We start from the raw sequence: 26,884 nt of genomic DNA on the forward strand, positions 1-26,884 counted from the left end.
GCTTGCTTACACGATAATTTCACAATTGTATGTAGACAATGGCAGCCAAGAGCATTCTATTGCTCATTCTTCTTGATGACAACTATTAGGAGAGATACAGGTGACTACTGCCGTTTACATGACAATTTTTACAATTGCCGCTTTTAGCCTCGCCGTCTTGCTACTTGGCTGGAATGAAGACTAATTCTGCAGCAATAGAGAATAGCATCATGAAGCAATTGGCACTCTTTCCCGCTCCTGATCCGGCAAATCCTCTGGGTCTTCTTCCTCGTCTGCAGGCAGCAGCGGCTCCTGAAGCGGGATTTCGGCAGCGTTGATAATGGCTCCCAAAAAGCGAATTTGGTCAGATTCAACGAATTCCCGCACCGTTTCATTCAACAACCCCTCTTCGGTGTAGCCGGGACGGGTGACTAGGGCAATGCCGTCTGTATAGGGTTCTAGCAATAAGGCATCATTGCAGCGGTTAAGGGCAGGCGTGTCGAGAATCACCAGATCGAAGCGTCCGCGCGCATCCTCTAGCAATCGCCGCATTTCGCTCGACTCTAGAATGGCTGCCGCATGGCGCTGGGGGCCGGCACTGGGCACTACATAGAGGTTCTCAATTTCTGGCACCAACCGAACACAGTCGCTTAGATTGCCGTAATAGCGCAGGGGTTCGACCAAGCTCTCGGGATCGACGGCTAGTTTATGAGGCCAAGACAGGCTCACCAGTCCCAGCAGCAGTGACCCCAGTCCGATACCATACCAGCCTTTGAACTCTTGCATAGCGCCATGCCTCAACCACAACAAGCAACTGATCAACCGTAGCTCTCAGGCTGACGGCACTAGCGAAGCCAACGGATCGGAAATCGTCTCTGAAGGAGCTTGAAACTCACCGGTGATCACATACTCTAGACGAAGTTTTAACCAGGTGATGAACGAGTGATTAGTAGACACAATCGCCACTGCTGGCTGAGGACACTGCGCTTTCACGGCTGCCATTTCAGGCGCTTCTAAAAAAGCGGGTTGGTGAATCAACCAAAAATCCAGCTCTTTTTCCTGCTCTTGATAGTGCCGCACGCGCTCTCGCAGTACTTCCTCGGTGGGTTCTTCTTCTAGAATGTAGCGCTGACTCGCCAAAACATAGTAATAGGTTTGCATGGTAACTCAGATTTGAGGTTTGAGCGTTGGCTTTCGAATTTAAGGTTGAAGTTTTGAGTTTTCGTCAAGTCCGACGGCAGAGTTTCATCACTTGTTTTTCAATGGTTCTTAAGTTGGTTGCCTAGCCTATTTACGGAGGCTGGCCAAACTCAAGTCAGCTTTTACTTGAGCTTTGCAACTTAGAACTCAAAACTTAGAACTCAAAACTTAGAACTCACACCTACCACTTACTATCACAATTCTCCGCGCATTGCTTGTTTCATTTCACGAACCGCTCGCTCTAGACCGACTAAAACTGCACGGCTGATGATGGTGTGCCCGATATTGAGTTCTTCCATCCCTTCCAAACAAGCGACAGGGTAAACATTCCAGTAGGTGAGGCCATGTCCCGCATTCACCCGGAGGCCACTGGCAATCGCTTGGGCACATCCTGCGGCCAAAATTGCCAATTCTTTTGATTGACTTTGCTCGTCGGTGGCTTCGGCATATTGACCGGTGTGTAGTTCAATGAATACGGCCTGAGTGGTAGCGGCAGCCTGAATTTGCTGCTCATCGGCGTCAATAAACAAACTAACAGGAATGCCGGCGGTTTGCAGCGCAATTATTGCAATCTGTCGGCTTGAGTGAGCTAGCAACAGAACCGCTTGTGCCTTGCTGTGGACTTGAATAGGGTAATCTTACGGTTGCTAAGTTTGCAGAATCGCTTCTACCTGCCCCAGCAGCTCATTAAAGCGGAAAGGCTTAGTGATATAAGCTCTGACCCCGAACTCTATACTCTGGGCATAATCTCGGTCATCAGCCCTAGCGGTCAAAATAATCACTTCAGGAATTCGGTCCCGAGTTTGCTGTAACTCCCTCAGCACAGTCCAACCATCCTTGAACGGCAAGCCCAAATCGAGCAACAGTAGGTCAAAAATTCCCTGTTGCACCATCTGAAGTGCCTCCTCTCCGTTTGTGGCAATGGCTGTTTCATAGCCATGTTTTTGCAAACCCTTCTCCAGGAAAGCCGCTATCCGAGGTTCGTCTTCCACAATCAAAATCTGAGGCATTGTTAAAACCATGTACATATGATGGATTTCAGTGGTTGGTTTCCAAATTTGCGAGGAGGTCAGACAAGTATTAGAAAGAGATTACCCTCAATTTATCATCAGAAATATGCCCAGGTGAGTCTATCAATTGCATATCAATTGCATAACAATGAGTAATGAAGCCTTGCTCACTACCCTGACTCCCATCCTGCTTCACACCCTGAAAACATCCTGAGGACTGGTTGCAATCGACTAGCTGTAGAACTGCAAATTGACTGTAAGAACGGATACCTTTACATTAAATTAGAGGCTTAAGAAGTAAATGAACACTCAATGAGGACATTCTCATCCTCTCTGTCAGGATAGCCCATAGCGCGTACCGTCTCAATCGCCTTGTAGAGATTTACAACCCAAGCAGGCTAACAGGCAACCGTCCGAGAGGCAACGAGTCTATTTATTCTTGTACTCGCTATGACTCCAACCCATCCCACTCGCTCTCAATCCTCAGCTACCGTCTCGGATACGAACGACATTGATCACTTTTTAGTTTGCGGCCTAGGTAACCTGGGCCAATACTGCATTCTCAACCTCAGACGATTTGCGCTCGGTGATGCCCAAAATAGCCAAACTTCACCAGCACATAATCGCCTTTGGCGTCTACCACTTCTCCCTTGGTCTCAAACAGGTAGGGAGGAAACCGAGGATCGCTGGCCTGAGCTTCCAAGCTATTTTCCAGCTTTTCCCGCACTGCCCGCACCAGATCGCCTTTTTTGACTGCCATACGCTCTACCAAACCCAATTCTAAAAAACGTAAGTTTCGCCTTATTCCTTGCCGATCTTACCGGATTTGCAGCAGTGATAGGAGTAACGGTTGTGGTCAAACGGATAGGGTTCTCTGATGTTCGGTATTAGCTAATCTTGAGCAGGTCGTTCAATCTCAATCGTGCCGTCCGGATTCTCGATCACCTTACCACCCAAGGCTTCAATCTTCTGAATCGCCATTTTGCGAGTGCGTTCATCGGGTGCATTAGACAAAACCATGACCCAAGCCGCTACCTGAGCCGTTTTGCTATTGGGGTTAGAGGCCAAAAAGTCTGCCGTTTGCTGAGAGGAGCGAGCCACCTCTTGACTGCCTGGAAAAGAAGATTGAGCCGCCCATTGCGCTGCTGTCAAAAACGACTGTCTGGCCGCTTCAGAATCTCCTAGAAACAGCAATTGATCAATGCCGAGTTGCCGCCATGCGATGTAGGAATCGGGCGGTACATTCGGCTTGAGCGACTGGAGGGCCGTTTTCATGATGCTCGTCGAGCGTTCCGGTAAGCCCGCATAGAGTGAAGCACTGGTGGATAGAAACGTGTATGCCTGAAGGAAGTAGGGGTCGCGCTTCAGAATCACATCAAAAAAGTTGGGGCTGAGGCTGTAGTCAGTTTTTTGACGAGCTGGTTCGTCGCCGAAGTATTGCAAAAAGCCGAGAAAGGTCCAGTCGGCGATCAGATTATCAAACCCGAAGGTAGGTGCCTGCTGGAGTAGCGCCAGACGTACTTTTTCTGCCTCTACGTCTCGAAGAATCTGCTCGGCTGAAGCGGTTTGACTACTGGCTTGTAGTTTTCCGAGTTGCAGCCATTGCAGCCAGCCGACTGCGGCAATCCCAGCCAAAACCAGCAAGCTCTAGATCGCCTCCACCGCTTCGGCTTGATAGGGTCGCAGTTGCATTTCAATCCGCCGACGCGGCTTTCGCCACGCCGGCGCTCACGCCAATCCGAACCCTGCCGAGCCTTGCACTGCCGAGCCGCGCCGCACCACGCCGAGCCGGATCATGCCCAACCACGCCTCGCCTCGCCCCGCCCGACCTCGCGTTGCCTAGCCGAGCCTCACCGCGCTCAAGCAGTGCTCGTCGTTTCCTTCAGCGCACAAACCTCCACATGCACTCCGCCACCCCGTGTGCACTGGCCGCGGCGGATGTCGATCCGATCGATCATGCTGTCATCTCGGTAGAGCCCCCCGTGCTGGAGCGAGTCGAGCAGGCATTTGAGAAGGTTGTCGAGGTCGCGACGCCTTCGATCCGGCGGATACACCGTGACCAGCACCGTGAGCGGTCCCGTCACCGACGGGCAACCCATGGCGAGCAATGCCGTCTTCACCGCTGCGCGGTACTCCCGACCGGCTCGGCTGATCAATGTCGCGCGACCGACGCGCCGGTAGTAGTGATTGGCTGAGGGTGGGAGTGGGAGAGAGAGTTCCATCGGTCGTCCATGATTCCGAGCCGAACAGCCATTCCATGCCTGGCCCCGCCGTGCCTATCCGCGCAACTGCACGCCCTTCCATTCCATGTGCGAGCGAGCTCAGTCCGTCAGCATCTCGTACCGCGTCACACGGAATCGCCCGTACGTCGGGCGGAAGTCCGCCAGACCCACCAGACGACCGGCGTCGGTGAGCAGCCCGTGCAGCATGTCGGGCGAGACGTATTCCGGTAGATTGACCATGAAGACAAACGTGGCGGACCAGCCGGTCTTGAGCGCCGGACGCACACGCGTGATGCCGTTACGCTGCACCTGCACACGGCACTTGTGCTCGTAGTCCCAGCGCGTCGTGCCAAGGCCTGCCAACGGGGTCAAGCTCACGACCGCCGCCTTCACTAGGTCCTGCGCGCTCTTGCGCGGCGACCGGGGGTCCTGCCGGAACTTGGCAGCGGCGATGACCGCCTGGCGGACGTACTCGCTAGATCTGGCCTTTTCATAAGTCTAGCAAAACAGCCCGCATAGGCGTTAAATTTGTTTTACGCTATATCATTCTCGGATTGATTTATTTAAGGTTTAGTTGCAAAGTAGTTCAAACACGCTCTTTTATTTTGTAAACCGGATCGAAGCGGGATCTCTATTAAGGTCACGGTTAGGCGTGGTCTGAATTCTGCGAAGGTTCACCATCTTGGAGGAAAATCAAACCTATGTTGTGTAGGACTATTCTTGCGGCTGCGGCCCTAATGGTGCTTTGTGCGGCAACGATAAGCTTTGCTCAGGCACCGATCTTCGTTGAGAATTTTAATATTGCGGAAGGTGCTCTTTTGACCGAAAACGGCTGGACGGCACACAGCGCAGGCGGAACCAATCCGATCATCGGAGTTGTTCCTGGCCTGACCTATTCGGGTTATCCCGGCTCGGGCGTAGGAAATGCCGCGGGTATGACCACGAGCGGTGAGGACGTCCATCGAACCTTTACCGTCCAAAGCAGCGGCTCCGTATATGCCGCATTCATGGTACGTGTTTCGGACGCCTCGACCGACGCCGGCGGCGGATACTTCTTCCACCTCAGTCCAGACCCTATCGGTACCGCCTTTCGTGCCCGTGTCTTTGCAAAGAGAGATGCTTCCAACAATCTTTCTTTCGGTATATCAAAGGCAGTCACCACCGCAGCGGATATTGCGTTCACGCCGTTCACCTATTCGCTCAATACAACATATTTGATCGTCGTGAAATATACGATCGTTGACGGCACGGCAAATGATACGGTAGCGATGTATATCAACCCGACGCTGCCTGGAAATGAGCCGGGTGCTCCAACGGTCTCCGCCACCGATACCTCGCAGAGCGATATCGCGGTAGGCTCCGTAGCACTTCGTCAGGGTACGGCAGCGACGCATCCGACCGTGGTGATCGATGGCATCCGCATCGGCACAAGCTGGGCGAGCATTACTACAGCCACGATAAATCAGGCCAAGTATGTAGATTTCAACGGTGACGGACGGACGGATTATGCGGTGGTACGTAACATTCCGTTTTTGCAGGAGTTATTTCGAGCGGCGCAGGGGTTGGGGGCAACGCGCAACCGCCAGCCGATTCGGGTGTCGCAGACGGCAGCACTGGCTCAAAGCTTACTGGTGACTGGATTTGCCTATGACCGGCGCGAAACACCAGATAATAACTACGCTGAGTTTTGTCATCTAACTCACCTGACTCAGGGAGTGCGGCGAGGCGGGGCAGCATCGGTGGATTTGGCCTATGTCGCCTGTGGGCGGCTGGACGGATATTGGGAGCGGGGACTCTCGGCTTGGGATATGGCCGCCGGAGTTGTTATAGTCGAAGAGGCTGGCGGCAGGGTGACGGCTTACGATCAGGGTGAGTTTGAGATTGGCTCCGGGCGGATTTTAGCCACGAATGGCCTGATTCACTCGGCGCTGAGCCGGGAACTGCTACGGGTTAAACCGTTGCCAGACGATAGTTTACCTGGCCATTTAGGTTAGGTTGGTAAAAATACTTAATTTTTCAGTTAGGCAGAGTAGACTAGAGGGAATCCTCCAGACGTGGAGCGCGTGGGAATAAGAGCAGCATGTCTTTCAAGATTGAGCAAGGGTTGTTTAACTTAGACTTCACCGACTACCACGCCATTTTAGGTGTGCCGGTTGATGCTGAAATCAAGGATATTCGCAAGCGCTATTTGGGAATTGCCCGTCGACTCCATCCCGATAGCGGTTCTGCCGACAATGAAGCCGATCGCCAGCGGGCTGCCGAATATCTGTCGAAGCTGGTGAATCCGGCCTATGAAAAGCTGTCTCAGGAGAAAAACTACAGTGAGTATACCTTGCTATTGCGCCTGAAGGGACAGCAAGCCCTCAAACAGCAAGAAACCGTGGTACTGACTAGTGATTCGGCCCGTCAGGTCGCAGCCGCGAGTGATGTTGAGAATAGCTACAGAATTGCCCTGAAGCAGCTCAGCGAGCAACAGTATCAGCAGCTCGACAAAACCTTAGAAATTATTGGCTTAATTAGCGAGCTGAATTTGGTCTACCTGATGCGGAAGGAAAGCCGGGGTGAGGCTGTGGGGGCTCCATGTGTAGCGGATTGGGTTGCGGGCTAAGCGGGCGGTCGTAGGTGCGAAACTGAGATTGGTTCAGCCGTTGCTGAATGCGCATCTCGGTTTGGAACCGATCCAGCAGTTGGTCCGAGCGGCGCAAAGCGTCCGAATCCTGGAGGCTAACGGCAGGCTCAGAGCTGGATGCCGCGGAATCAGGCTGATGGGTAGGGCTAGGCTGCTCAGACGAGCTAGCTGCATTCGTAGGATCCGGGGCAGGCTCTGAGGGCAAATTTGTCTGTGTTGTCTCTCGTTTTGCTGGAGATTGGCGATGAGAGATTCCTGGCTCTGCCGCCGCAGGGGAAACTCCAATCGCGCTTGCAGCAACTACAGCACTCACACCAAGGGCAATCAAAGAATTAGGGGGTTGCATACTCAATTTGCGTCCAAACTTGCGTCCAAAATAGCTCACAGCCAAGGAAACAACCTTAAGCAGAATACTGGGTGATCAATGTTCTTGGCAAATATTAATGGAGTGATCACCAATTAAACACAGAGAAAGTGGAAATCTTTGCAGATATTCCACAGTCGGGTGACGGCTTTGCAGTAGAATGCCTGTTGGTTATATCAAGAAAGGCCCCATTGAGGTTGTGCATCAGGCTTACCCTCAAGGCCGGCGCGAAATTCACTAAGCTAGTCATTAAGCGAACCACCACGTTACACCCCCTTGCCGATCCATGCCTAAGGTTCTTGTTTCTGATCCAATCGACCAAGTTGGAATTGACATCCTATCTCAGGTTGCTCAAGTTGACGTAAAGACCAATTTATCTCCAGATGCGCTAGTCCAAATTATCCCGGATTATGACGCCCTGATGATTCGGTCAGGAACCCGCGTGACCGAGGCCGTGATTGCAGCTGGCAAACAGCTCAAAATCATTGGACGAGCCGGAGTCGGGGTCGATAATGTGGATGTACCGGCAGCCACTCGTCGGGGTATTTTGGTCGTGAACTCGCCAGAGGGCAATACGGTCGCGGCGGCTGAGCATGCCGTAGCCATGATGTTTGCTTTGTCGCGCTACATTCCGAATTGGGATTGGTAGAGAATACTAAATTCTCAGTTGATTCTCAGTTTGCAGGGCCAAAATTACTGCTTCCGATTGCTTTAAAAGAACCAGCCATAGCTGTGCAGTCCTTTGCCCAACAAATTGACTCCCAGGTAGCAGACCCACACAACCAAAAATCCTGACGCGGCCAAAATTGCCGGACGGCGTCCCTGCCAGCCGCGCGTAATCCGGGCATGGAGATAAGCGGCAAACACCAGCCAGGTAATCAAGGCCCAAGTTTCTTTCGGATCCCAGCTCCAGTAGGATCCCCAGGCTTCATTCGCCCAAACTGCACCGGCTATGATCCCAATTGTCAATAGCGGAAAGCCAAGGCCAATAATCCGGTAGCTGATATTGTCAAGCGCTTCGGCTAAACTCAACCGCTGCGGAGATAAGGGAGTCGTGGTAGTTGTGACGGGCATGAGTACAGCAGTGCCACCAGACCCATTACGGCTGATTTCCTCCTGGGGCAGGGATGCGGCTGGTAACGGCTGCAGGGTAGCCTCATCAGAGCGGTGGACCTGATAGCGAGAATTGCGATAGGCCCCCGTTCCTACCGAGCTGCCTTTGAGTTCTACATTTTGCCCCCGCGTCACAAACAAAAACGCGATTGCCAGCAGGGATCCCACCATCAGAGCTGCATAGCTCAGAAGCATGACGCTGACATGCATCATCAGCCAATTGGATTTAAGCGCCGGCACCAATGGCTCAGCTACCTGCATTTGGGCTGGCAACGAGAGGGCAGCAAAAGCCGTAATGCCCATCGCGACTGGAGCCGTGACAACGCCCACTAAGGGACTACGGCTCATGGACTCAGCCAAAAAATGAACGGCAGTAATGCCCCAGGCAATAAAAAACAGCGATTCATATAAATTGCTGAGCGGGAAATAGCCAGCTTCTAGCCAACGTGCTCCCAGCAAAGCAGCAATACAAAGGTTGGCGATTCCCATACCTGTTGTACCTAGGGTGGGCAGAAAGGGAATCTTGGGGAAGGCCGCGCTACTCCAATAGATCAGCATGGTCAGAAACATTTCTCAATTGAGGCAGAACAAAGTCCGGTTGCTAGTGCTGGCAATGTTTCTGCGGCTCCAGCACGCTTTCGTATCAGTGGTGCTGGTAATGGGCACGGCATTGGCTTGAGTCAGTATGGTGCCTACAAACTGGCCCAGCAAAACTGGAATTATCAGCAAATTTTGTTGCATTACTACACTGGGGTGGCGCTGGCGAAAATCCAGGTACAGTAGGCGAAACTGCCACAATTGAATTTAGTAAAGTGAATTTAGTAGAGGCAAAATCGGCAGAGACAAACCACTCCGTTGAGCCGGTACTAACCTGATACGAACCCGGCACTAACATGTTTAAGGTGATTACTCGCAACTATTCGGCAGAGTTTGAGCGTTGGACGGATGCGCTTGATGCCGCTAATGCACTGAAGCCTGAGTGCAAAAACTGGCTGCAGGACATTCGCATCTTTGATGGCGATGATCTCGTTTGGATTTATAGCCGCTTGCATCGCTATCCCCAATACATCGGTGCAGGCACCTACAACCGCTTGGCAAGGTTGTTCATCTTTGAGGCCATGCTAGAGGAGGAATTAAAACAGGCCGCCAAGCAGGAAACTCAAGAAAATCAGAATCAAGACAATCAAATGTCCTAAGTCCAGACTATGCAGCCTACCGATCAAACGCCCTAGCCTCCTAGCAAGCAATCTTGCATCAGTTGCCAAAGGCTCTGGCTTGTTGGTTATTCATCGTCGTCAACAAATAGTCTTCTGGCTTCTGACTCCTGACTCCTGACTTCTAACTTCTGGCTCCTCAACCAACACCACACCTGATTTAGCACTTCCATGCCCCTCTCCTATTCGTAAACCTCGCCATCGGGCATGACAGCGCCGGTTAAACAGGCTCCCTCTAAGTTGGTTTCCCAGAGATTGGCTTGACGCAGATGAGCGTAGCTGAGGTTAGCCCCCGATAGGTTAGCTCCGGATAGGTTGGCCATACCAAAATTGACTCGTGTCAGATTGGCATTGGTCAAATTGGCTCCGCGTAGAGATGCTTCTCGTAAATCGGCTTCGGTTAAGCTAGCCTGTGCGGCGGCAACAGGGATACTATCACGTTTAGCGAGTTCCTTAACCAAAATGTGTTGAAGATGCGACATTATTAGGATGAAGAGTTTTTGATTCTTTCGTAAAGCGTCGCATTCGTTTTATTCCATCCCGGTTAATGTCTCCTGCTGGCTTTCCAGTTTAAGCTGGCACTTGGATAGAATTTATGAGTCAAGACAAGTAAAACAAAACAAGAAGCAATCTGGTGTGACTGGAGAACCTACAGGAGAGACTTGAAAATGTGGACTGCTGCAATTGTTTGTCTATGCTTTGTAACGGCGTTTGTGCTAGCTAGCTTGGTTGAGTACTGGGTGCACCGCCTGATGCATGCTTCTCCTAAACTCAAAATTAGTGAGCGACACCGGGAGCATCACCGTAAAAATGACGGACAGGGCGTGTTGTGGGAGTTTTTGGATTATGTCAAAGGTACCGCGATCGCCATGGGTCTGATGTTTTTTGTCTCTTGGCAAGCTGGCTTGGCCTGGATGCTGGGGGCATTGGCGTTTGCCGCTTTTTCGTCCTATGCCCATCAACTTCAGCACGAGAATCCCACTAAGTGCTTTTGGATGAAAATGCCAGTTCACTATGTGCACCATAAATATGGCATGTGGCACCACAACTTTGGCTTGGCAGTTGACTGGTGGGATCATGTCTTTGGCACTTACAAAGCTGTAGACTGGTTGACTGAGGAAGAACTCAATCAGCCTGAGCGGGGTCTGTTGGCACTGCGCTGGTGGTAAACCCGCTGGTAGTAAACCTAAGAAAAGTCCCCTTGACAGAGAGTTTAACTGCTCAAGGGGAACAACACACAGGAACTCATTGGTTGAAGCTCTAGCGCATGCAGTGCTGAAGAGACCGCTGCAGAAAGAAATTAAATTACTGAGAAGAAAATTACTGAGAAGCTATTTAATAAGCTCCCTGCTTTTTAAAGACAGCAGCAATAGTTTTGCAAATCAACAGAATGTCATAGAAGCAAGACCACTTTTCTTGATAAGCCAGATCCAGTTTGACAATGTCTTCAAAATGCAGATCATCCATGCCGGTTGTTTGCCGCTGAGATTGAAATTCGCGGGCAACGGCATCAAAAAACTCACGTTCGGTCGAACTCTTAGTATGGGTAATCGAGGCACGGTGCAGACGGTAATAGTAGTGAATTCCTGGCTCATACCAGACGCGACAGGCTTCTCCTAAGCGCAACTGGAGATCAATATCTTCTGCCGTCTTGAAGTAGGAACGAAACCCATCTAGCGAGCGCAGCACATCGGTTCGGATCGCATAGGTACAAAGATGGGTGCGAGCATAGCCAGCACAAAGCTCCAGGGTAATTTCTTCCGCGATCGGACTATCGTCAAACTGGACTAGCGGCGAGCCTTTCGGGGCAATGGCAGCGTACCCACCGCAGATCGCACCAAACTCAGGATTTTGGCTCAACCAATTCACCTGGCGGGCAATTCGGTTCGCGGGGTACAGGTCATCTGCGTCGCATCGCACCATGTATTGACCACGAGCTACAGCCAACCCGGTATTGAGGGCATCGGCAATGCCTTCGCCTCGATTCTCGACAATCCGCAGCCGCGTATCACCCAGTGCCAGTGCCCGCGTTAGCGAAGCATCGGTCGAACCATCATTGACCACAATGACTTCTAGGGGTACGGTGTGTTCCTGCAAAATTGAAGACAGGGCAGCAGCAATGTAGCGTTCGGCGTTGTATACGGGCACGACCACGCTGACAAGCACCGACTGGTTTCTAGATTGCACCACAGACCTATTTCCTCCCTTCCTATTGGGTAGCGGCCACCTGAAAAGCGTCGGAGATGACTAGTAAATCACAAACCCAACCATCTTCGCCGTGATTTGACGCACTTTAGCTCAAAGCTTTTATGCAAGATTGCCCGTATATCTACGTAACTATTTATCTGCAAACTGACATCTACCTTAGGTTATATCTGGCTCACACGGAAAACCTAGACTTAGAATATAAAAAATTATACAAGCAATTTGGTTATATACGGAGATGAATACTGAAGTGGCAGTGGCTCCTGGGAAATTTTTAGACAGGAAATTTTTAGACAATCAAAGCAAACAATCCCAGCTCTTTTTGGGTAATCATCAGCGCTAGTAATGCCCCACCGATTGAAAGTGGAATCGCAGCTAGAATCACAAACGGATAGAAAAAGTGATTATAAAGCAATACTAGAATGGCATAGATACAGAGAATCGAGAGCGTTAATACGGTGGCAAAGCGAGCAAAGATTTCCTGCATAATTTCCGCATCGCCTCCTGATTGCTCTACGACATCTGGCGGTAACGCATTCAATACAGGCAAGGCTCTGACCCGATCTAAGGCATCTCCTAGCGCCAATCCCTCTAAATTAGCCTCTACGCTCACCTGTCGCGACCGATCCACCCGCTCAAGGGTAGCTAACCCCCCACCCAAACGAATATCAGCAACGGCTGAGAGCGGTACTAACGTCCCCTGTTGGCTTTCGATCTGCAGTTGCTTCAGCAGATCGAGATCGGTGCGGGCAGTGGTTGCAAGTTTGACCCGAATGGGAATCTGGCGATCGGGCAGGTTAAACCGGGCCAAATTAGCGGCTGCATCGCCCTGTAGTGCCACGGCGGTAGTCTCGGCAATGCTGGCTACGGAAACGCCTAAATCAGCAGCCCGGTCCGGATCAGGCCGAATCACTAGTTCGGGACGCACCAAAGCATTACTGCTCGTGACCTCGACTAGTCCTGGGATTTGTCGCATTTCCTGCTCTAGCCTTTGGGACACCTGGGTTAATGCTTCACCGTTATTACTCTTCAGCACGATTGACAGATCCTTGTCGCCCCGTACTCCTTGACTGCGAAAGCTGACTCTAGCACCGGGGATTTGGGCAAACTCAGTTCGCATTTCGGCTTCAAACTGTTGGCGAGAAACGCGCTGCGCTCTGGGCACGAGATTGATAAATAAATTGGCGTAATCGACCCGATAGGCCGTAGCTAACACATTCTCGACGGCTGGATGGTTTTGTAACCGCTGCGTCACCTGCTGCATTATTGCCTCGGTTTCACTCAAGGGCGAGCCGGGTGGTAGCTCAATTGCGGCCAGACTGTAGCTGCTGTTGCCATTATTGAGCTCGCAAATTAGCTTGGCTAAAGGTGGCTTCTCGTAGATCGGCCTGACAAAGATTGGCGGCATAGAGTGTAGCCTGACTCAAATTAGCCGTGTAAAAGCGGGCAAACCTCAAATCGGCATGGTTTAGCCAGGCATTTTGAAGATCGGCTAGACAGCCATCCGCATGGCAAAGGGAGGCGTAGCTGAGGTTGGCTTCCTTTAAGATGGTCTCCCTTAAGTGGCTGTGTTTCAGGTTAACCGTGCAGAGTGATGCCTGGGAAAGATTTGCCTTGCGCAGATCTGCTGCTTGCAAATTCGCTTCTCGCAGGTCTGCTTCGACTAGATTGGCTCCGCGCAGGTCCGCTTCTTCCAGGTTTGCCGTATAGAGTAGGGTGGCCTTCAGGGTGGCCTGACGCAGATCGGCTCGGCTCAGGTTAGCCATGCAGCAATCAGTATGACTGAGGATCGCTTCCTTGAGGTTAGCGCCGCTGAGGCAAATTTCCCGTAAACTGATTTGTTCCAACGCGATTTGGCTCAGATTGGGGTGAATGTGAGTATGCTGCTGCCGCCAATCGTTCCAGATGGCTACTCCTTGCTTTAGTAGCGTTACATGTTCCTGCTCGGCCATCGTGGCTTACTCCCAGTCGGATTCCTCGCAAGTTGTGCCCTTCCTGATGTACTGCTGCTATAGTGCGGAAACGCACAAAGCTATAAGGTACCGTTAGAAGACCGTTAGAAGACCTTGCTGCTGCCCATGTGTCAATGGTTCAAGCGAAGACCGGGACCTCCTTTCGCGTTGTTCCTGCAAAGTATGACCATTTCAGGGTGAAGTTGGACAAAGCTAGCATACAAATCCTGCATCAGCGCTCTAACCTTAATATTCCCAACCTGTTTCTGGAGCAAGCACATTTCTTTACTCGATTCGAGAGTTTTTTGGCGGCTAGAGAATATAATGAACTTCATGCAAGGGTTCATAGCAAAAGACACTCCAACCTCGGAGTGTCTTCTATCTTTTTGACCGAGTTTGCTTTAACTACCTATCCGATTTCTCTGACTGCAAGTCAGTAACATGAACATGAAGACTCAGTACTACACCGCCGCGAGCCTCGATGGCTTCATCGCGACCGAGGATGACTCTCTCGAGTGGCTCTTCAGCCTCGGCGAAGTATCCAACTCGAGCTACGCCGACTTCATCGCCAAGGTCGGTTCGATCGCGATGGGCTCAACGACCTATCGCTGGCTCCTGAACAACGCGGAGCAAGTCGCCGCACAGACAGGATCGGCATGGCCGTACACATGCCCCGCGTGGGTCTTTTCCTCTCGTCCACAGCCGATCGTTCCAGGGGCCAAGATCTTCTTTGTGAGCGGTGACGTGCGTGCGGCGTTTCCCGCTATGCGACAGACAGCCGGGGAACGGAACCTTTGGATTGTGGGGGGCGGCGACCTTGCTGGCCAGTTCGCCGACTCAGGCTTGCTCGACGAACTGATCGTCCAGGTCGGTTCGGTCACGCTGGGGCAGGGAAGGCCGCTTCTGCCGCGGAGGCTCCTGAGCCCTGCGCTGCGTTTGACTCAGGTCAGTCGTCTGGGCCCCGAGATGGTCGAGCTGCGGTACGACGTTCGAATCGATGCCCGGTAGCTGACCGCGGTGACGCACGGATGACGCACGCCGGCGCTGGGGATCACAAACGATAGCCCCCGAGTCTTGCGACCCGGGGGCGAATCGAATAGAGGGCAAGGGGTGGTCTGACAGCGTGCGCTTTAGAGACCCAGAGACACATGACCAGGATCTCGCCACCCGGCAGGCGTTTTGAATGAGGTCAACATGACTCGTCGTGGAGAGACAGGCCGAGACACTCTGTAGTGTCGCTTGCTCTCGGGGGTCGACTCCGGCAGAACTGGCTCTGCTGCTCAGTGCTCTTGAAACCCCCAGAGCCGAATCGTCCGGTGGCCATTCGAGTTCGAGTCGCCGCCGCATTATCGGATGGCCCACCGGAATCGGCAGTATCCAGGGCTCTTGACAGGGAACTCGGCGGTCGATATACTCCCCGTGAGTATGCCCCTTCGAAGTGCCCAGCTCCGGAGTTTCATCGCCATCCTCTTGGCGGTGGCGATTCCTGAATGCCATGCAGGCGCGGGGGTGGAGCAGCTTGGGAGGTGACATGGAATAAACGCGGAATTTTCAAGCTGTTGTAAACGCGGAATTCGCTTTCTACGGTAGCTTTGGCTGTGCGCACGGCTTGATTGAGCACCAGCGAGCCATTTGGATCGGACACCGACCGATGAAACGTGCCGGGAGGAATACGTAAGATATCGCCGTTGGCTTCTAAGCGCACGATATGAAACGGGGTTTCCCAGGAAAAATTAACCAGATAGAACGTGCGTCCGCCAGAAAGGGCCAGCAAATTGTCTTCCTGGTTGGGATGCAAATAGAACTGCCAGTAACCTTCTGGACTGTTGTTGGGGCTAATGGCAGGACCATCGTGGAAGACTAGATCGCGGGCGTTAGAATCGGAGATTGTGATGTCGAAGAAGCGGACGTTGGGCGTATCGCGGAATTTTTCGTAGGGTATCAGTTCAAACATGGTGGTTACGGTTGTCTAAAACTAGACAGTTTGGTTCGTAAAATTTTGCAAAACTTAATCACTGTCTCTTTAGGCTAACGGCAGCAACTTGCCAGGATCAAAATCCATACCGACTCACATCTATGCAAAAACCGGATGGATCTATCAAATGAACATTGAGCATCTGCAAATTTTACGGATGGTAGTAGAGTGCGGCAGTTTTTCCACAGCTGCCTTGAAGCTGGATATTTCTCAATCGGCGGTGAGTCGTGCCATTGCCGCTCTGGAAGAGGAGCTGGGTGTCTCGCTGCTGACTAGGGGCCGCTTTGGAGCGCATCCGACCCTAGTAGGAGAACGGGTACTGCATCACGCTCGTATCATGCTAGAAGCCCGAGAAAATATCGACTACGAGATCAATATCGCCAAAGGCTTGCAGGGTGGACGAGTGCGGGTGGCCTCGTTTCGCAGTGCCGCGACTCATCTGCTGCCGCCTCTGATTGCTCGCTTTTGTCAGCGCTTTCCGGCGATTGATGTGGCAATTACGGAAGATGACCCGATTGGGGTGGAGCAGGCGTTGCGCGAAGGCCGGGTTGATCTGGGTGGTATTCCCAGCCTATAGAACCTGACTGTCAAGACGGATCTGCCTAACGATGGAACCAGTATTTGTAGGCCGAATAGGCCATCGTCACCACTCCAGTCACAATCGCAGCTTCGTTGACATGGAATTGGGGATGGTGCAGCGGGTAATTGGGTTGGTCAGGAAAGGCCACACCCAGCCGAAACATGGTGCCAGGTGCATGCTCTAGATAAAGGGAAAAGTCTTCAGCTCCCAACGAAGGTTCTAGCAGAATTTCGACCCGCTCGCTGCCCCAGGCTTCTTCGGCGGCGGCTTCGGTGATTTGAGTCAGGACCGGATCGTTTTGCACCGACGGCACTCCTCGACGATAGTTCATGACATACTTCGCACCATAGGTTTGGCAAACATTTGCGACGATGCCTTCGATCCAGGCTGGCAAAGCGGCACTGGTTTCAGGATGGAGCGAACGCACGGTGCCCAGCATCCGCACTTGGTCTGCAATTACATTGGGTGCTCGCCCGCCTTGAATCTGACCAATCGTCAGCACAACCGGGCGTAGTGGGTTATGGGTACGGCTAATTGCCTGTTGTAGCGTAGTGATCACCTGTGCTCCAATCCAAATGGCGTCAATCGCTTCATGGGGACGCGCTCCATGTCCCGATTCGCCGGTAATGATTAGCTCCAGGTCATCGGCAGCCGCTGTTAACGCGCCATAGCGAATGCCGATCGACCCACCTGGAATCGTTGGAAACACATGCACGCCAAATACGGCACTGACGTTGGTCATGGCCCCATCCCGAATCATCCAGCTTGCGCCTTGGGCCGTTTCTTCTGCGGGCTGAAACAAAAAACGCACGGTTCCTGGCAAGGCTTCTCCCAACTGAGATAACACCATCGCGGTTCCCAACCCAACCGTCGTATGCACATCATGACCGCAGGCATGCATAATACCAGGCTGCTGAGAAGCAAAATCCAATCCTGAGCGTTCTTGAATCGGCAGGGCATCCATATCAGTGCGAATCGCCAGCATCCGAACATCGTTACCGGCTCCTGCCAGGTCGGCTATAACGGGTAGGCGCGTTGCAGAGCCTTGATTTGCCCAGCCGCACGAGGTGCATAGATGCTTTTACTGCGACCGTCACTCGACGCACCAATGCCGCGAATTACTGCATAGATACGGTCGTGATCCCGCTCGGCATCTTCTAACCGCTTCAGCAAAATCATTCCAACTCCTTCTCCCAGCATCATGCCGTCGGCATCAGCACTGAAGGGAGCAATCCGCTGCTGGCGAGAAAGGGCTGGCGTTTTGCTGAAACATAGATATGCAAGGCTAGTATTATCGGTGTCTACGCCGCCCGTGAGCATCATATCAGCCCGGTATTCCGTCAGTTCACTGATGGCCATTTTCAGGGCACCAAAGGAACTGGCACAGGCTGCATCTACCACGCAATTGGTACCTCCCAGGTTAAATCGATTGGCAATCCGCCCAGCGACCACATTAGCAAGGGCACCTGGAAAGGAATTCTCGCTCCAGCCAATATAGGCTAGCTTCAGTTTTTCAATAATTTTTTGGGTGTCAATTTCTGACAACCCGCTTTTGCGTAAAACTTTCTCCCAGACTGGATATTCCAAACGAGTGGAAAGTGGAAAGGCTAGCTGCCGGGCCAAAGCCGTTCCCAGAATTACGCCAGTGCGCTCGCGGTTGAACTCACGACCAACACTATAGCCAGCATCCTCCAGCGTTTCCTTGGCTACAACCAGACCCAACAGTTGCGAAATATCAGTAATCTCTAGCAGATTAGGTGGCAGACCGAACTCTAGTGGATTAAATTTGATATCTGGAATGAATCCACCTTTGCGACAATAGGTTTTATCTAGCGCACTAGGGTCAGGATCATAGAAATCATCAATATTCCAGCGGGAGGCCGGCACATCTGTAATGCAGTCTACCTTCTGCAAAATGTTGGTCCAGTACTCTTGAAGCGTTCTGGCTTTGGGGAAGATGGCACCCATACCAACAATGGCAATAGGAACGCGCTTGAGCTGCTGATGTACCTGAGCACGGGAGTCTATCGACTCTTCTAACGGCCCTTGCGATAACTCTTCTGGCATCTTCGCAGATGTGCCATGACCGCACGCTAGTAACGATGTGGCACCGGTGGATCCGACGATTCGATGCACGGCATGCCCATTCGTGATGATTGGTGTTTCTCAACCCGTGCGTCTCGCGCGAGTCTGGGCCGGGGTGGTCCGACTGGGTCTCGCTCCCTGAACCTGTTCGGCCCAGCGAAAAGATCGCCCGAGATATCAAAGCCAGTCGCGATCGTGGGCACATGGACCTTGGACCTCGGATCTGACGTTCCTGCTCCTTGGTCATGCGCACGAGACTATCTCATGGCTCTGACGTCTCAAACAACCCTCGGGCGTATTTCCTGAACCGAGCCTTGGACCCTTTGGCCGCGATCTCGCGGATGATGGCGGCGTACAGCGTTGCCTCGGGGGTCTTGCCGCTCGGGCTCTTCCACAGGCCTCTGGCGGCCATCTGCTCGATCAACTCCTTCGCCGTCATCGGTTTGTTGGCATCGGCGATGATCTGTGCCGCGGCGTCCAGAGCACCCGGGCGTTTGGGCTTGATTGCCTTGCTGGCCTTTGGTGGCTTCCCCGTGTTCTTGTTCGCACTCCTCGCGGCGCTCGGCTTGCCCTGCAATCGCTGCTGGATCTCGGCGATCGCGGCCTTCCGGGCCCTCTCGGTGCCCGCCACCGGTGCGGCTTTGGAGTTGGCGTCAACCTTCTTGCTCTTTCCACTTCCTGACTTCTTCCCAGTCATAGGACTTCCTTTCCGTTGATGGCGATCGTGGCAGAGTGCCGCGGCAACGCGTGGCCGGCGACGGTGCCGACACGCAACGGATAGGACCATCAACAGGCGAGGAAGGCAAGGTCCATCTGCAGCTACTCCGGCCCATTCACGCGATCGGGCTGGCGTCACCGACTCGCGATGCGTGATCCACTCGCGTCGTCCACCGCTCTCCGGATCTGCGGAACTCGGTTACCGAAGATTCGCGCGGATGTGCGCCGAAACCCCTTGCCATCTCCGAGATTACATGGCTCAGTGTGTGCGCCGAGCCGGGATTGGCGCAACTGACGCGAGGTCCCAGATGACGCACGGTTGGCACCTGGGCAGAAATGGCTTTGGCATCTTCTAACGTTAGAGTCCGCGGTACATCTAAGGTCCGGTTTTGCGCTTCTTCGCTGCCTGGAATGATAAACAGGACATTTGGCCCAAGCGACTCAAATTGTTCCGAAGCATAGCGCTGTGCACCCTGACCCACTCCCACCATCGTAATCACAGACGCATTACCAATGATGATCCCCAACATGGTCAGCGCACTTCGTAATTTGTTGGCAGTTAGAGTTTTTACTGCCATTTTGGTGCTTTCAACAATATTCATAGTTCAAGTTACTCTTGCGGTTTGCCCCACTCAGAGCCTTTAGGAATATCAGTAAAAACTCGCTCTCCAGGCTCCAAACCTTCTAAGATTTGAGTTTGATTATTCACGGCTGTACCGAGCGTCACGGGCCGAAATTCGGGTTGGTTTTCGCTATCGGGCACTAGCACACCAGTTTCACCATCCTTGGTGACAATCGCTACAGTCGGCACCACTACCGCATTCGCCAGTTCATCCCCCAAGAAGGTGACGTCTGTGTTCATGCCAGATAAGAGCTTGTCCTGGCCGGTTTCTAAACCAATCCGCACCTGGAAAGAGGTCACATTTTGCTTCACGACCGCTTCTGGGGCAATCAGCCGTACCCGGCCCCGAAAAGTCTGGCTTGGAAAGGAGTCGGCTCTAATTTCAACCGGCTGCCCTACCCGCAACTGGTAAATATCGACTTCGGGCACTTCGGCCAAAATTTCTAGCCCTCGGGCAATCGCTACAATCGCGGTAGACGTAGCAGAGGTAACTTCTGAGGCCGACGTGGTTGGCGTCACAAAGGCTCCCTCATCAGCAAATTTTTGAGTGACAATCCCGTCGAATGGCGCATAGAGGAATGTGTCCTGCTTTTGCACCTCTACAGCTTTTAAGTTGCCTTCTGCTTCTCTCAGGTCAGCTTCGGCGGCGGCAATGTCTTCAGGACGGCTACCGCTACGCCAGTAGTCGAGGTTGCGCTGCGCTTCTTGAAGCGTGGCCTGAAGTTGTTGAACTGTAGAGCACGGCGGCCCGTACCTCAGCACCTTGGTGCCCGATGACCACATAAATTTTTCGAGGTGCGAGACCAGCGGCTGTTCGGCACACGTGAGCTATAAGCGGTTTTCCATCAAGCAGATGCAACACCTTTGCCAGATTCGACCGCATCCGCGTGCCTAGCCCAGCGGCAAGTACCAGAACGTCTAGCGGCTTATGCTCGGCTGTGATCTCATCCATAAGAAAGATTTTGCCATAAGAGGCGGTGATATATCGAATCAGTATGCTTTGGGAGATGTCATTTCTGTGTTTGGCGATCGATATCTTTCCCCTAATGCGAGAACTGCTTCTGCGAGACGAAGAGGGTCGTGACGAACAAGGTCGCCTTCCGCGAGCAGGTCGGCCAGAAACAGCTCAGTATCGCCGACCTTGGCTTCCTGGATTGATCCATGAATACCTATCTGCTCGGCGCCTTCCCGTCGATATTTCTCTGCCTGTTGGGCAGATATCGGAGCATTGTTCACTACGATCGCGCCAAATCGGAGGTTTGGAAAATATCCTGAAAGAACGTCGAGATGTGCCTTCGCGGTAAGATGATCGGTCTCTCCTGGCTGCGTCATCAGGTTACAAATAAAGACCTTAGCTGCATCCGATGACGATACTGCTTCCAATAACTCTGGCACCAAAAGCGGCGGGATCAGGCTGGTGAACAGGGATCCCGGTCCGAGAGTGATCAGATCTGCCTCGCCGATCGCTTTGAGCGCTTCGGGATGCGGAAGCGGATCGAGCGGATCAAGGAAAAGCTTTTCGATCTTTGGGCCGACCTTAGTTACCGATGTCTCGCCGGCAACCTCAGCACCATCAGTTAATCTGGCACAAAGCCGTACGTCGGAAACGCTTGCTGGATAAATATGGCCCTTACTTGCAAGTATCTCTGATGAAAGACGTACTGCTTCTGAGAAGTCGCCCGTAATCCCGGCCAAAGCGGCGAGGAAAAGATTGCCGAACGAATGTCCGCCGAGGTCGCCTTCGCCCTTGAACCGATATTGGAAGAGCCGGGACAAGAGCTTTCTCGGCAATTACGTATACAGCCGTTTTCCAAAAACTGCCTCCACGCCCGACCGATAGTCGTTCAATATGTTTATCCAACAACGTCTCACAGGCAATTGCGTAGTCGTTAATCAATTCTACATTCATGCCTTCGCTTAGAGATGTGTTTGTGCCTGTAGTTCGTGAACCGGTCTTGGAAGCATTTGCATAGGATATTCCCATCCCCATACTAAACAGTCCCTGCCCCAGCGCACTAGCTTGCGGTAAGCCAAAAATACCAGCGGCTTGGCAGAAGGTTGCTAATCCGTACAGTAAGCTGGGTAATTCCGGCCCCTCTGATGTACGGACTGTAATACTTTCACTGTCTCCTTCTGCTTTTGAGTGAGTTAACGTTAGACGCGCATAACTGTGAACTTCGCTCTTAAGCTGGCGTGCTCGGTCGAGCATGCTGTCTATTTCTTCAGCTAAGACTGGCTCTGCCACTATCATCAGGGCATAGGGTTGTGTACCCAGGGCCGCGGTGATTTGATCTAAGCTTTGCCAGTTAGACAGGTAATCGGTACGAACTAGAGGAATACCCGTGATGGCCAGCAGGGATGACGCCCTTTGCATCAGATGATCGAGTTGAGTAAGGTTGGTGTGATCGAGTGTCCAAGGCTCACTCAGATCAAGCCCAGGGAAATAGGTTCTAAATGCACTGGTTTGCAACTCCAAGTAGTCTCTAGTGGAGCGAGCTGCGTATCCCAGTATGCGTCGAGTGCCCAGGTATAAACGATGGGTCGTTCCGTCACCCTGAAGGACCATCACAACCGCATGGCCTGGTTCGTGGCAGGCTGTCAGAACATAGGGCATAATTTGCGTTGGTGGAACTTGACTATTGCCAATTTGCGTCACCATTCGCAACACAGGTTGAGTCCACTCGGAGGCCGCGGGAGCGAGTTGCCACGCTAGTGGATTCATCCGGTTGAGGTAGCGTCTTTCCAGAGCTTCTACCAACATATAGGGCAACTCATGCCAGAGGGTTTGAGTCGAGAATTCATTCACCTTAAACGGGATTGGCTCGGTGTCCGCAACTGGTCGGTTTGGCTGGATGTATACATTCTGCTGCGCACGGTGTGGGTGGTGCTGTCGGGAGAAGGGGCGTATTGAGCGCTTGGATTAAGTCTGTAAGGGCAGCAAGCCTCACTGAAGACTTAGAGAAGACTTAGAGTAGTTAAAGCAATGAAGAAAATCAGGCAGGACCCTTATGCAACCGATTCAACAGCAGATCCTGGAAACTTTACAGACGCTCTCTTCAACCGAACAACAAGAAGTTTTGGACTTCGCAAAGTTCCTCAGAAGTAAGCGGCGAGAGTCTCAGCCAGAACCCAAACAGCAGCTATCGGCTCTAGAGTTGGCAGGTGACCTCGTTGGCTGCCTGGAGGGAGGTCCATCGGATCTATCCACAAATAAGAAATACATGGAAGGCTTTGGCGAGGAATGAGGCAATCCGTTTTACTTGATACAGGTCCTCTCGTAGCTTTGCTGAAGCAACAAGATCATTATCATGAATGGGCAAAAGCGGAATGGGCAAACATTAAACCGCCTTTGCTCACCTGCGAGTCAGTGATTACAGAAGCCTGTTTTCTGATGCGAGATGTATATAGAGGACAGGAAGTTGTCCTAGAACTGGTTCAACGAGGAGCAGTTCAAATTTCTTTCCGCTTAGATGAAGAAGTTGCTGCGCTAGAAAGATTCCTAACCCGCTACCGTTCCGTTCCAATGTCGCTAGCAGATGCCTGCTTGGTGCGAATGGCGGAGCAGTACAGAGGCAGTGCCATTCTTACACTTGATAGCGACTTTCAGATTTACCGCAAGGACACTAACCAGGTGATTCCAGTAATCATGCCGCCCGTTTGGAGAAAGGCAGACGAAGGTAAGACATAGAAAAACGGCGTTGTGAATCGCTGTCTTGAGGGAACTCTACAGACAAACGATTCGGAAACTCTGACTATGCCTTACACAGACATCAACACCACCCTCACCGACGCTGAGCTGCAAGAAATCAAACAGGCGATCGCCACGATTCAGCAAAAGCTACCCTTCCTGATTACCCTCAGCGCCGAGGGTGATCGAGTTCCCGGTGGTGGTGAAGGCAGATGTGCAGGGTTCGGTCGAGGCGATCGTGACCGCGCTCCACAACCTCTCGAACGACGAGATCAAGGTTCGCGTGCTGCACGCGGGGGTGGGAGCGATTACCGAGAGCGACGTGACGCTGGCCTCGGCGTCCAACGCGCCGATCATCGGCTTCAACGTGCGCCCCAATCCCAAGGCGCGCCAGCTGGTCGAACGCGAGAAGGTGCGGATGATGTACTACGACGTCATCTATCACCTGACCGAGGAGATCGCCAAGGAGATGGCGGGCGAGCTTGGGCCCGAGCGGATCGAGCACGTCATGGGCCGGGCCGAGGTCAAGCAGGTGTTCCCCGCGGGCAAGAAGGACAAGGCGGCGGGCCTGCTGGTGCTCGAAGGCGTCATCCGCAAGGGCTTCCACGCGCGCCTCACTCGGGAGGATGTCATCGTTTCGGCGACCACCATCCACTCGCTGCGGCGCTTCAAGGACGACGTGGACGAAGTCCGCGCGGGCCTCGAATGCGGCGTGGTGCTGGCCGACACCAACGACATCAAGGCGGGCGATATGCTCGAAGTGTTCGAGGTCGAGGAGCGTGAACGGACGCTGTGAAATCTGATTGAAGAAAAATAATGCGCTGAAGACATTGATTCGCTTAAGCTCCCTCTTGTCGCGGTTTGCGACAGGAAGGAGGTAAGCATATGGAAATTCAAACTGTCGTGATTCTAGTCGTCGGGATCGCAACCGTTCTGGTTGCACTCGTCGGGCTGATGATTCAGCTAGTTAAGTTGGGTCGGAAGTAACTAGTGAGGAGGTCGGCGCTGGAACGCCGGCCTCCAATACAATTTGGGCCCGGATGCTGGAACATCCGAGCCCAGGAAGGTGAAGCTATGGAAGCTTCAACCATCGTGATGACACAGATATACACATTTGACTCAACTTTTCAAGATGGCACGCCAGCAATTCACTCCCGAGCAGCAATCGGTCCGCGTCCTCAAGGTGGGGGAGCGGGTGCGGCATATCCTCAGCGAACTCCTCGCTTTTCGCCATCCAGGGCAATTGTCACCAGCCAGGGATGCTCCAGGGCCGTACCGCTTGGTACTGACTTATAGTCAGAAAAATCAGACTGACGAGATTTGAGCGTGCGAGCAATCGCTTCTAGCTGGCCGACTAAATCGATGGCGGCGCGGCGTGGTTCCATCGCGCTATAGCTAAAGCCAATCAGATCCGACAGGCGGTGATCGCGAAACACAATCGACAGATTACCCTGGGGCGTTTCCAGGCGATAGGGCCGATAGAGCAACTCTGGTTCCTGCACGGTTCCGGCAGCATCGCGGTGGAAAAACTGATCGATTGTCCAGCCCAGTACCGCTTCGTCCGAACAGAGCCACTCAAATCCGGCAGCCGCTACATCCGGTAAAATTGCCGGACTGACTGACTGTTCCGAGGGCCACAGTCCTCGCGGTTCGCAGCCAAACCGTTCGCGATACACCTGCTTGGCTTTAATCAGGTGGCGAGGAATATCTTCAGGCCATTGAAAGCGCAGTTCGGGCAGTTTCATCTGCGGTACGGCAATGCGCCCGGTATTGGTATCAGCCAGCAGCGGCAAAATTGGATGGGTGTAGGGCGTGGTAGTGACTTCGATTTGCCCAGTCTCCTGCATCTGCCGGTGTTGAGGAATGATCCGGCTGATAATTTCCCGCTGTTTCGAGTAGATGCGCTGCCGATCGCTGAGGGTAAAGCCTCGTCCCCGCTCTAACCACTCGCCAATCTCAGGATCGTCCCAGAACAGCGGATCGATCCAGGCCAAGTTGTGCCATGCCATCAGGTCACTGTAATCTTGCGGTTGCCAGTGGTTCAGACACCAGGCTTCTCCTTTTTCCTGACGTTGGCTATACAGTTCGGCATAGCGGGGATGGGGATCAATCAAGGTGCGGTGGTGGGCGTCAAAAAAATGCTCTAGCACAAACTGCCGCTGTTCCCAACTCAGGCTCTCGGTAGGCAGCAGGGCAGCAGACAAGTAGGGGTCAAAGGCTGTCCCGGCTACATAATCTTCCAACTGCAAAATCAACGAAGGTACCAGCTGGTTTTTAATTATGCCGAGGTACTTTGTGATCAATTGTTGATTATTGCTGTGGTTAGCGTCATTCACCCGATTATCTGAGGCCAATACGCACTGAGGCCAATACGCAATTGACTAATCGCAAACTCCAGCACTTAAGAGAAAATTATGTTTAATAACTAAAATTTATATAATTTGTGCATTTCAATTCTTCTGGATTATGGTTAACCTATTGATATAACCACTCAATCATGAAGTTTGAAACACTATGTTTTTACCAACCCGTGTTACACCAGCTAGCCGTCAAGCCTTTGATTTATTGCAGCCGCTTCGCCAATGGCTGAACCAACTTGAGATTGGTAATGCTGACATTGCTCAGTTGATTTGTCGAGTCGTTCCAGCCCAGTGTCCATTTGAACGCAATCTGCAATTCAGGGGTCATACTATTGTGCGAATTCCGCCCCTATGCAAACTGAATCCCCTCTATGATGAAGTTGTAGGATTGCGATTTCGAGCGCTTTGCTATTTGGCCGATGTTTGTGGGCAGTTTGATGGACATAGAGAGCAGGAGGGTTGCTAAGCTCGATCATACAGCCTAGAACTTCACAAAAAATCTACACCGGATCTGCAACCCTAATCAAAGCACAATCATTACTGATCTTTTAAGAGTGGTAACAAAACCTTCTCAAGTATAAAGCTGTGTAGAAAAACGCAACAAATCAATACACTGATTCAGCTAAATATCTATCCTGAAGCATAGCTACTGAGCTGCTTTTCGCTTTACAACAGAGTGAAGTTGAATCAATGCAGGTGTAAATGGTTTTAGATAAACCGAATTCGAAGTGGACAGAAGATGTTTATGTCTTTCCGGCCTCGTTTGCTCAACAGCGGTTGTGGTTTATCGAACAACTGTTTCCTGAAGCATCGCTATACGTGATTCCTCTTGTATTCCGGTTAACTGGAATGCTACAGCGCTGGCCGCTACAGCAGAGCATTCAAACCATTGTTCAACGGCATGAAACTCTCCGAACTCAGTTTGACTTAGTGGATGGGCAACTAGTGCAGGGGAAGGCTGCTGGCGCC

Annotated in this window: 34 protein-coding genes and 1 pseudogene; 13 read left to right on the plus strand and 22 right to left on the minus strand. The window is 52.3% G+C overall.

Translation table 11 applies throughout. The features are described from left to right. Positions 1-207 precede the first annotated feature (207 nt). The 8 genes from JVX88_RS37010 to JVX88_RS37045 all read right to left on the minus strand — a co-directional run bounded on the left by JVX88_RS37010 (position 208) and on the right by JVX88_RS37045 (position 4,804). Complete coding sequence (locus JVX88_RS37010; RefSeq protein WP_211624220.1) at positions 208-765, minus strand: tyrosine-protein kinase family protein; 558 nt, start codon at positions 763-765, stop codon at positions 208-210. A 45-nt stretch (positions 766-810) separates the two neighbouring features. After that, positions 811-1,140 carry an MgPME-cyclase complex family protein gene (locus JVX88_RS37015; protein ID WP_211624230.1) on the minus strand — a complete coding sequence of 110 codons (330 nt, stop codon included), beginning with the start codon at positions 1,138-1,140 and terminating at the stop codon, positions 811-813. Positions 1,141-1,373: 233 nt separating this feature from the next. After that, positions 1,374-1,775 (minus strand): pyridoxine 5'-phosphate synthase, encoded by a 402-nt coding sequence (locus JVX88_RS37020; RefSeq protein WP_317134599.1) that lies wholly within the window; start codon positions 1,773-1,775, stop codon positions 1,374-1,376. Positions 1,776-1,826: 51 nt separating this feature from the next. Further along, positions 1,827-2,189, minus strand: coding sequence for a response regulator transcription factor (locus JVX88_RS37025; RefSeq protein ID WP_211624232.1), 363 nt, complete (start codon positions 2,187-2,189; stop codon positions 1,827-1,829). Between the two features lie 568 nt (positions 2,190-2,757). Next, positions 2,758-2,949 carry an NAD(P)H-quinone oxidoreductase subunit O gene (ndhO, locus tag JVX88_RS37030; RefSeq protein ID WP_211624234.1) on the minus strand — a complete coding sequence of 64 codons (192 nt, stop codon included), beginning with the start codon at positions 2,947-2,949 and terminating at the stop codon, positions 2,758-2,760. Between the two features lie 131 nt (positions 2,950-3,080). Further along, entirely contained in the window at positions 3,081-3,833 is a 753-nt protein-coding gene (locus JVX88_RS37035; RefSeq protein WP_211624236.1) for a hypothetical protein, read from the minus strand. 215 nt (positions 3,834-4,048) lie between these two features. Then, entirely contained in the window at positions 4,049-4,411 is a 363-nt protein-coding gene (locus tag JVX88_RS44865) for a RusA family crossover junction endodeoxyribonuclease (RefSeq protein ID WP_211624238.1), read from the minus strand. Between the two features lie 99 nt (positions 4,412-4,510). Then, on the minus strand, positions 4,511-4,804 hold the full coding sequence (locus JVX88_RS37045) for a hypothetical protein (protein ID WP_211624240.1): 294 nt from the start codon (positions 4,802-4,804) through the stop codon (positions 4,511-4,513). 308 nt (positions 4,805-5,112) lie between these two features. Here JVX88_RS37045 and JVX88_RS43770 point away from each other — a divergent pair, with 308 nt between their 5' ends. From JVX88_RS43770 to JVX88_RS37060, 3 genes are all read left to right on the plus strand, one after another. Beyond that, positions 5,113-6,405, plus strand: a complete 1,293-nt coding sequence (locus JVX88_RS43770; protein ID WP_317134600.1) for an inositol monophosphatase family protein — start codon at positions 5,113-5,115, stop codon at positions 6,403-6,405. 86 nt (positions 6,406-6,491) lie between these two features. After that, complete coding sequence (locus tag JVX88_RS37055) at positions 6,492-7,019, plus strand: J domain-containing protein (RefSeq protein WP_211624242.1); 528 nt, start codon at positions 6,492-6,494, stop codon at positions 7,017-7,019. Between the two features lie 671 nt (positions 7,020-7,690). Continuing rightward, positions 7,691-8,053 (plus strand): hypothetical protein, encoded by a 363-nt coding sequence (locus tag JVX88_RS37060; RefSeq protein WP_317134601.1) that lies wholly within the window; start codon positions 7,691-7,693, stop codon positions 8,051-8,053. A gap of 62 nt (positions 8,054-8,115) precedes the next feature. On the opposite strand, the gene ccsB is transcribed toward JVX88_RS37060, so the two are convergent. Beyond that, positions 8,116-9,087 carry a c-type cytochrome biogenesis protein CcsB gene (gene ccsB / locus JVX88_RS37065; protein WP_211624244.1) on the minus strand — a complete coding sequence of 324 codons (972 nt, stop codon included), beginning with the start codon at positions 9,085-9,087 and terminating at the stop codon, positions 8,116-8,118. A gap of 323 nt (positions 9,088-9,410) precedes the next feature. Here ccsB and JVX88_RS37070 point away from each other — a divergent pair, with 323 nt between their 5' ends. Then, the gene (locus JVX88_RS37070) at positions 9,411-9,713 is read left to right on the plus strand and encodes a hypothetical protein (RefSeq protein ID WP_211624246.1); all 303 of its coding nucleotides are present in this window, start codon (positions 9,411-9,413) and stop codon (positions 9,711-9,713) included. 200 nt (positions 9,714-9,913) lie between these two features. On the opposite strand, the gene JVX88_RS37075 is transcribed toward JVX88_RS37070, so the two are convergent. Continuing rightward, on the minus strand, positions 9,914-10,213 hold the full coding sequence (locus tag JVX88_RS37075) for a pentapeptide repeat-containing protein (protein ID WP_211624248.1): 300 nt from the start codon (positions 10,211-10,213) through the stop codon (positions 9,914-9,916). Between the two features lie 186 nt (positions 10,214-10,399). Here JVX88_RS37075 and JVX88_RS37080 point away from each other — a divergent pair, with 186 nt between their 5' ends. Next, positions 10,400-10,900: a sterol desaturase family protein gene (locus JVX88_RS37080; RefSeq protein WP_211624250.1), complete on the plus strand. Its 501-nt coding sequence runs from the start codon at positions 10,400-10,402 to the stop codon at positions 10,898-10,900. 166 nt (positions 10,901-11,066) lie between these two features. Here JVX88_RS37080 and JVX88_RS37085 read toward each other — a convergent pair whose 3' ends face one another. The 3 genes from JVX88_RS37085 to JVX88_RS37095 all read right to left on the minus strand — a co-directional run bounded on the left by JVX88_RS37085 (position 11,067) and on the right by JVX88_RS37095 (position 13,888). Next, positions 11,067-11,921, minus strand: a complete 855-nt coding sequence (locus JVX88_RS37085; RefSeq protein ID WP_211624252.1) for a glycosyltransferase family 2 protein — start codon at positions 11,919-11,921, stop codon at positions 11,067-11,069. Positions 11,922-12,225: 304 nt separating this feature from the next. Then, the gene (locus JVX88_RS37090; protein ID WP_211624255.1) at positions 12,226-13,344 is read right to left on the minus strand and encodes an efflux RND transporter permease subunit; all 1,119 of its coding nucleotides are present in this window, start codon (positions 13,342-13,344) and stop codon (positions 12,226-12,228) included. After that, a complete protein-coding gene (locus JVX88_RS37095; RefSeq protein ID WP_211624257.1) occupies positions 13,274-13,888 on the minus strand; it encodes a pentapeptide repeat-containing protein in 615 nt (204 codons plus the stop codon). The genes JVX88_RS37090 and JVX88_RS37095 overlap by 71 nt, the downstream gene beginning before the upstream one ends. Before the next feature lie 447 nt (positions 13,889-14,335). Between JVX88_RS37095 and JVX88_RS37100 the strand changes: the two genes are divergently transcribed. Continuing rightward, positions 14,336-14,896 carry a dihydrofolate reductase family protein gene (locus JVX88_RS37100; protein WP_211629074.1) on the plus strand — a complete coding sequence of 187 codons (561 nt, stop codon included), beginning with the start codon at positions 14,336-14,338 and terminating at the stop codon, positions 14,894-14,896. A gap of 448 nt (positions 14,897-15,344) precedes the next feature. Here the strand turns inward: JVX88_RS37100 and JVX88_RS37105 are convergent, their stop codons facing one another. Then, positions 15,345-15,842 (minus strand): redox protein, encoded by a 498-nt coding sequence (locus JVX88_RS37105; RefSeq protein ID WP_211624259.1) that lies wholly within the window; start codon positions 15,840-15,842, stop codon positions 15,345-15,347. Positions 15,843-15,990: 148 nt separating this feature from the next. Here JVX88_RS37105 and JVX88_RS37110 point away from each other — a divergent pair, with 148 nt between their 5' ends. Beyond that, positions 15,991-16,440, plus strand: a complete 450-nt coding sequence (locus JVX88_RS37110; RefSeq protein ID WP_211624261.1) for a LysR family transcriptional regulator — start codon at positions 15,991-15,993, stop codon at positions 16,438-16,440. Between the two features lie 25 nt (positions 16,441-16,465). Here JVX88_RS37110 and JVX88_RS37115 read toward each other — a convergent pair whose 3' ends face one another. The 7 genes from JVX88_RS37115 to JVX88_RS37145 form a co-directional block, all read right to left on the minus strand. Beyond that, on the minus strand, positions 16,466-17,464 hold the full coding sequence (locus JVX88_RS37115; protein WP_317134691.1) for an amidohydrolase: 999 nt from the start codon (positions 17,462-17,464) through the stop codon (positions 16,466-16,468). Beyond that, positions 17,461-18,510, minus strand: a complete 1,050-nt coding sequence (locus JVX88_RS37120; protein ID WP_211624265.1) for a beta-ketoacyl synthase N-terminal-like domain-containing protein — start codon at positions 18,508-18,510, stop codon at positions 17,461-17,463. Before JVX88_RS37120 ends, JVX88_RS37115 begins: the two co-directional genes overlap by 4 nt. Positions 18,511-18,790: 280 nt before the next feature. Then, positions 18,791-19,225, minus strand: coding sequence for a winged helix-turn-helix domain-containing protein (locus JVX88_RS37125; protein ID WP_211624267.1), 435 nt, complete (start codon positions 19,223-19,225; stop codon positions 18,791-18,793). 136 nt (positions 19,226-19,361) lie between these two features. Continuing rightward, positions 19,362-19,847 carry an ABC transporter permease gene (locus tag JVX88_RS37130; RefSeq protein ID WP_211624269.1) on the minus strand — a complete coding sequence of 162 codons (486 nt, stop codon included), beginning with the start codon at positions 19,845-19,847 and terminating at the stop codon, positions 19,362-19,364. Between the two features lie 8 nt (positions 19,848-19,855). After that, positions 19,856-20,650 carry an efflux RND transporter periplasmic adaptor subunit gene (locus JVX88_RS37135; protein ID WP_211624271.1) on the minus strand — a complete coding sequence of 265 codons (795 nt, stop codon included), beginning with the start codon at positions 20,648-20,650 and terminating at the stop codon, positions 19,856-19,858. Continuing rightward, a complete protein-coding gene (locus tag JVX88_RS42865; protein ID WP_211624281.1) occupies positions 20,541-20,819 on the minus strand; it encodes an NTP transferase domain-containing protein in 279 nt (92 codons plus the stop codon). Before JVX88_RS42865 ends, JVX88_RS37135 begins: the two co-directional genes overlap by 110 nt. Before the next feature lie 38 nt (positions 20,820-20,857). After that, positions 20,858-21,658: a uridine diphosphate-N-acetylglucosamine-binding protein YvcK gene (locus JVX88_RS37145; RefSeq protein ID WP_225931310.1), complete on the minus strand. Its 801-nt coding sequence runs from the start codon at positions 21,656-21,658 to the stop codon at positions 20,858-20,860. Between the two features lie 982 nt (positions 21,659-22,640). Here JVX88_RS37145 and JVX88_RS37150 point away from each other — a divergent pair. From JVX88_RS37150 to JVX88_RS37165, 4 genes are all read left to right on the plus strand, one after another. After that, positions 22,641-22,778, plus strand: a complete 138-nt coding sequence (locus JVX88_RS37150; protein ID WP_211629126.1) for a hypothetical protein — start codon at positions 22,641-22,643, stop codon at positions 22,776-22,778. Positions 22,779-22,875: 97 nt separating this feature from the next. Next, a complete protein-coding gene (locus JVX88_RS37155) occupies positions 22,876-23,112 on the plus strand; it encodes a DUF2281 domain-containing protein (protein WP_051925204.1) in 237 nt (78 codons plus the stop codon). Beyond that, a complete protein-coding gene (locus JVX88_RS37160) occupies positions 23,109-23,555 on the plus strand; it encodes a type II toxin-antitoxin system VapC family toxin (protein WP_211624285.1) in 447 nt (148 codons plus the stop codon). The genes JVX88_RS37155 and JVX88_RS37160 overlap by 4 nt, the downstream gene beginning before the upstream one ends. Before the next feature lie 181 nt (positions 23,556-23,736). Further along, entirely contained in the window at positions 23,737-24,351 is a 615-nt protein-coding gene (locus JVX88_RS37165; RefSeq protein ID WP_211624287.1) for a hypothetical protein, read from the plus strand. Positions 24,352-24,763: 412 nt separating this feature from the next. Here JVX88_RS37165 and JVX88_RS37170 read toward each other — a convergent pair whose 3' ends face one another. Next, entirely contained in the window at positions 24,764-25,798 is a 1,035-nt protein-coding gene (locus JVX88_RS37170; RefSeq protein ID WP_410503751.1) for a hypothetical protein, read from the minus strand. A 271-nt stretch (positions 25,799-26,069) separates the two neighbouring features. Between JVX88_RS37170 and JVX88_RS37175 the strand changes: the two genes are divergently transcribed. Further along, on the plus strand, positions 26,070-26,381 hold the full coding sequence (locus JVX88_RS37175; protein WP_211624289.1) for a Mo-dependent nitrogenase C-terminal domain-containing protein: 312 nt from the start codon (positions 26,070-26,072) through the stop codon (positions 26,379-26,381). Between the two features lie 236 nt (positions 26,382-26,617). Next, positions 26,618-26,854, plus strand: a pseudogene (locus JVX88_RS44870) (condensation domain-containing protein); the annotation flags it as partial. Between the last annotated feature and the right edge of the window lie 30 nt (positions 26,855-26,884).

Source organism: Leptolyngbya sp. 7M, assembly GCF_018128485.1.

What these genes read in the sequence shown, in the direction of transcription:
- JVX88_RS37105 (WP_211624259.1), bottom strand. Translation starts at nt 15,842, where the DNA reads ATGTTTGAACTGATACCCTACGAAAAATTCCGCGATACGCCCAACGTC.
- JVX88_RS37130 (WP_211624269.1), bottom strand. Translation starts at nt 19,847, where the DNA reads ATGAATATTGTTGAAAGCACCAAAATGGCAGTAAAAACTCTAACTGCC.
- JVX88_RS42865 (WP_211624281.1), bottom strand. Translation starts at nt 20,819, where the DNA reads ATGGATGAGATCACAGCCGAGCATAAGCCGCTAGACGTTCTGGTACTT.
- JVX88_RS37025 (WP_211624232.1), bottom strand. Translation starts at nt 2,189, where the DNA reads ATGCCTCAGATTTTGATTGTGGAAGACGAACCTCGGATAGCGGCTTTC.
- JVX88_RS37055 (WP_211624242.1), top strand. Translation starts at nt 6,492, where the DNA reads ATGTCTTTCAAGATTGAGCAAGGGTTGTTTAACTTAGACTTCACCGAC.
- JVX88_RS37070 (WP_211624246.1), top strand. Translation starts at nt 9,411, where the DNA reads ATGTTTAAGGTGATTACTCGCAACTATTCGGCAGAGTTTGAGCGTTGG.
- JVX88_RS37095 (WP_211624257.1), bottom strand. Translation starts at nt 13,888, where the DNA reads ATGGCCGAGCAGGAACATGTAACGCTACTAAAGCAAGGAGTAGCCATC.
- JVX88_RS37100 (WP_211629074.1), top strand. Translation starts at nt 14,336, where the DNA reads ATGAAGACTCAGTACTACACCGCCGCGAGCCTCGATGGCTTCATCGCG.
- JVX88_RS37135 (WP_211624271.1), bottom strand. Translation starts at nt 20,650, where the DNA reads ATGTGGTCATCGGGCACCAAGGTGCTGAGGTACGGGCCGCCGTGCTCT.
- JVX88_RS37125 (WP_211624267.1), bottom strand. Translation starts at nt 19,225, where the DNA reads ATGACTGGGAAGAAGTCAGGAAGTGGAAAGAGCAAGAAGGTTGACGCC.
- ccsB (WP_211624244.1), bottom strand. Translation starts at nt 9,087, where the DNA reads ATGTTTCTGACCATGCTGATCTATTGGAGTAGCGCGGCCTTCCCCAAG.
- JVX88_RS37010 (WP_211624220.1), bottom strand. Translation starts at nt 765, where the DNA reads ATGCAAGAGTTCAAAGGCTGGTATGGTATCGGACTGGGGTCACTGCTG.
- JVX88_RS43770 (WP_317134600.1), top strand. Translation starts at nt 5,113, where the DNA reads ATGTTGTGTAGGACTATTCTTGCGGCTGCGGCCCTAATGGTGCTTTGT.
- JVX88_RS37110 (WP_211624261.1), top strand. Translation starts at nt 15,991, where the DNA reads ATGAACATTGAGCATCTGCAAATTTTACGGATGGTAGTAGAGTGCGGC.
- JVX88_RS37150 (WP_211629126.1), top strand. Translation starts at nt 22,641, where the DNA reads ATGCCAGAGGGTTTGAGTCGAGAATTCATTCACCTTAAACGGGATTGG.
- JVX88_RS37160 (WP_211624285.1), top strand. Translation starts at nt 23,109, where the DNA reads ATGAGGCAATCCGTTTTACTTGATACAGGTCCTCTCGTAGCTTTGCTG.
- JVX88_RS37080 (WP_211624250.1), top strand. Translation starts at nt 10,400, where the DNA reads ATGTGGACTGCTGCAATTGTTTGTCTATGCTTTGTAACGGCGTTTGTG.
- JVX88_RS44865 (WP_211624238.1), bottom strand. Translation starts at nt 4,411, where the DNA reads ATGGAACTCTCTCTCCCACTCCCACCCTCAGCCAATCACTACTACCGG.
- JVX88_RS37155 (WP_051925204.1), top strand. Translation starts at nt 22,876, where the DNA reads ATGCAACCGATTCAACAGCAGATCCTGGAAACTTTACAGACGCTCTCT.
- JVX88_RS37120 (WP_211624265.1), bottom strand. Translation starts at nt 18,510, where the DNA reads ATGCCAGAAGAGTTATCGCAAGGGCCGTTAGAAGAGTCGATAGACTCC.
- JVX88_RS37075 (WP_211624248.1), bottom strand. Translation starts at nt 10,213, where the DNA reads ATGTCGCATCTTCAACACATTTTGGTTAAGGAACTCGCTAAACGTGAT.
- JVX88_RS37175 (WP_211624289.1), top strand. Translation starts at nt 26,070, where the DNA reads ATGTTTTTACCAACCCGTGTTACACCAGCTAGCCGTCAAGCCTTTGAT.
- JVX88_RS37090 (WP_211624255.1), bottom strand. Translation starts at nt 13,344, where the DNA reads ATGCCGCCAATCTTTGTCAGGCCGATCTACGAGAAGCCACCTTTAGCC.
- JVX88_RS37015 (WP_211624230.1), bottom strand. Translation starts at nt 1,140, where the DNA reads ATGCAAACCTATTACTATGTTTTGGCGAGTCAGCGCTACATTCTAGAA.
- ndhO (WP_211624234.1), bottom strand. Translation starts at nt 2,949, where the DNA reads ATGGCAGTCAAAAAAGGCGATCTGGTGCGGGCAGTGCGGGAAAAGCTG.
- JVX88_RS37060 (WP_317134601.1), top strand. Translation starts at nt 7,691, where the DNA reads ATGCCTAAGGTTCTTGTTTCTGATCCAATCGACCAAGTTGGAATTGAC.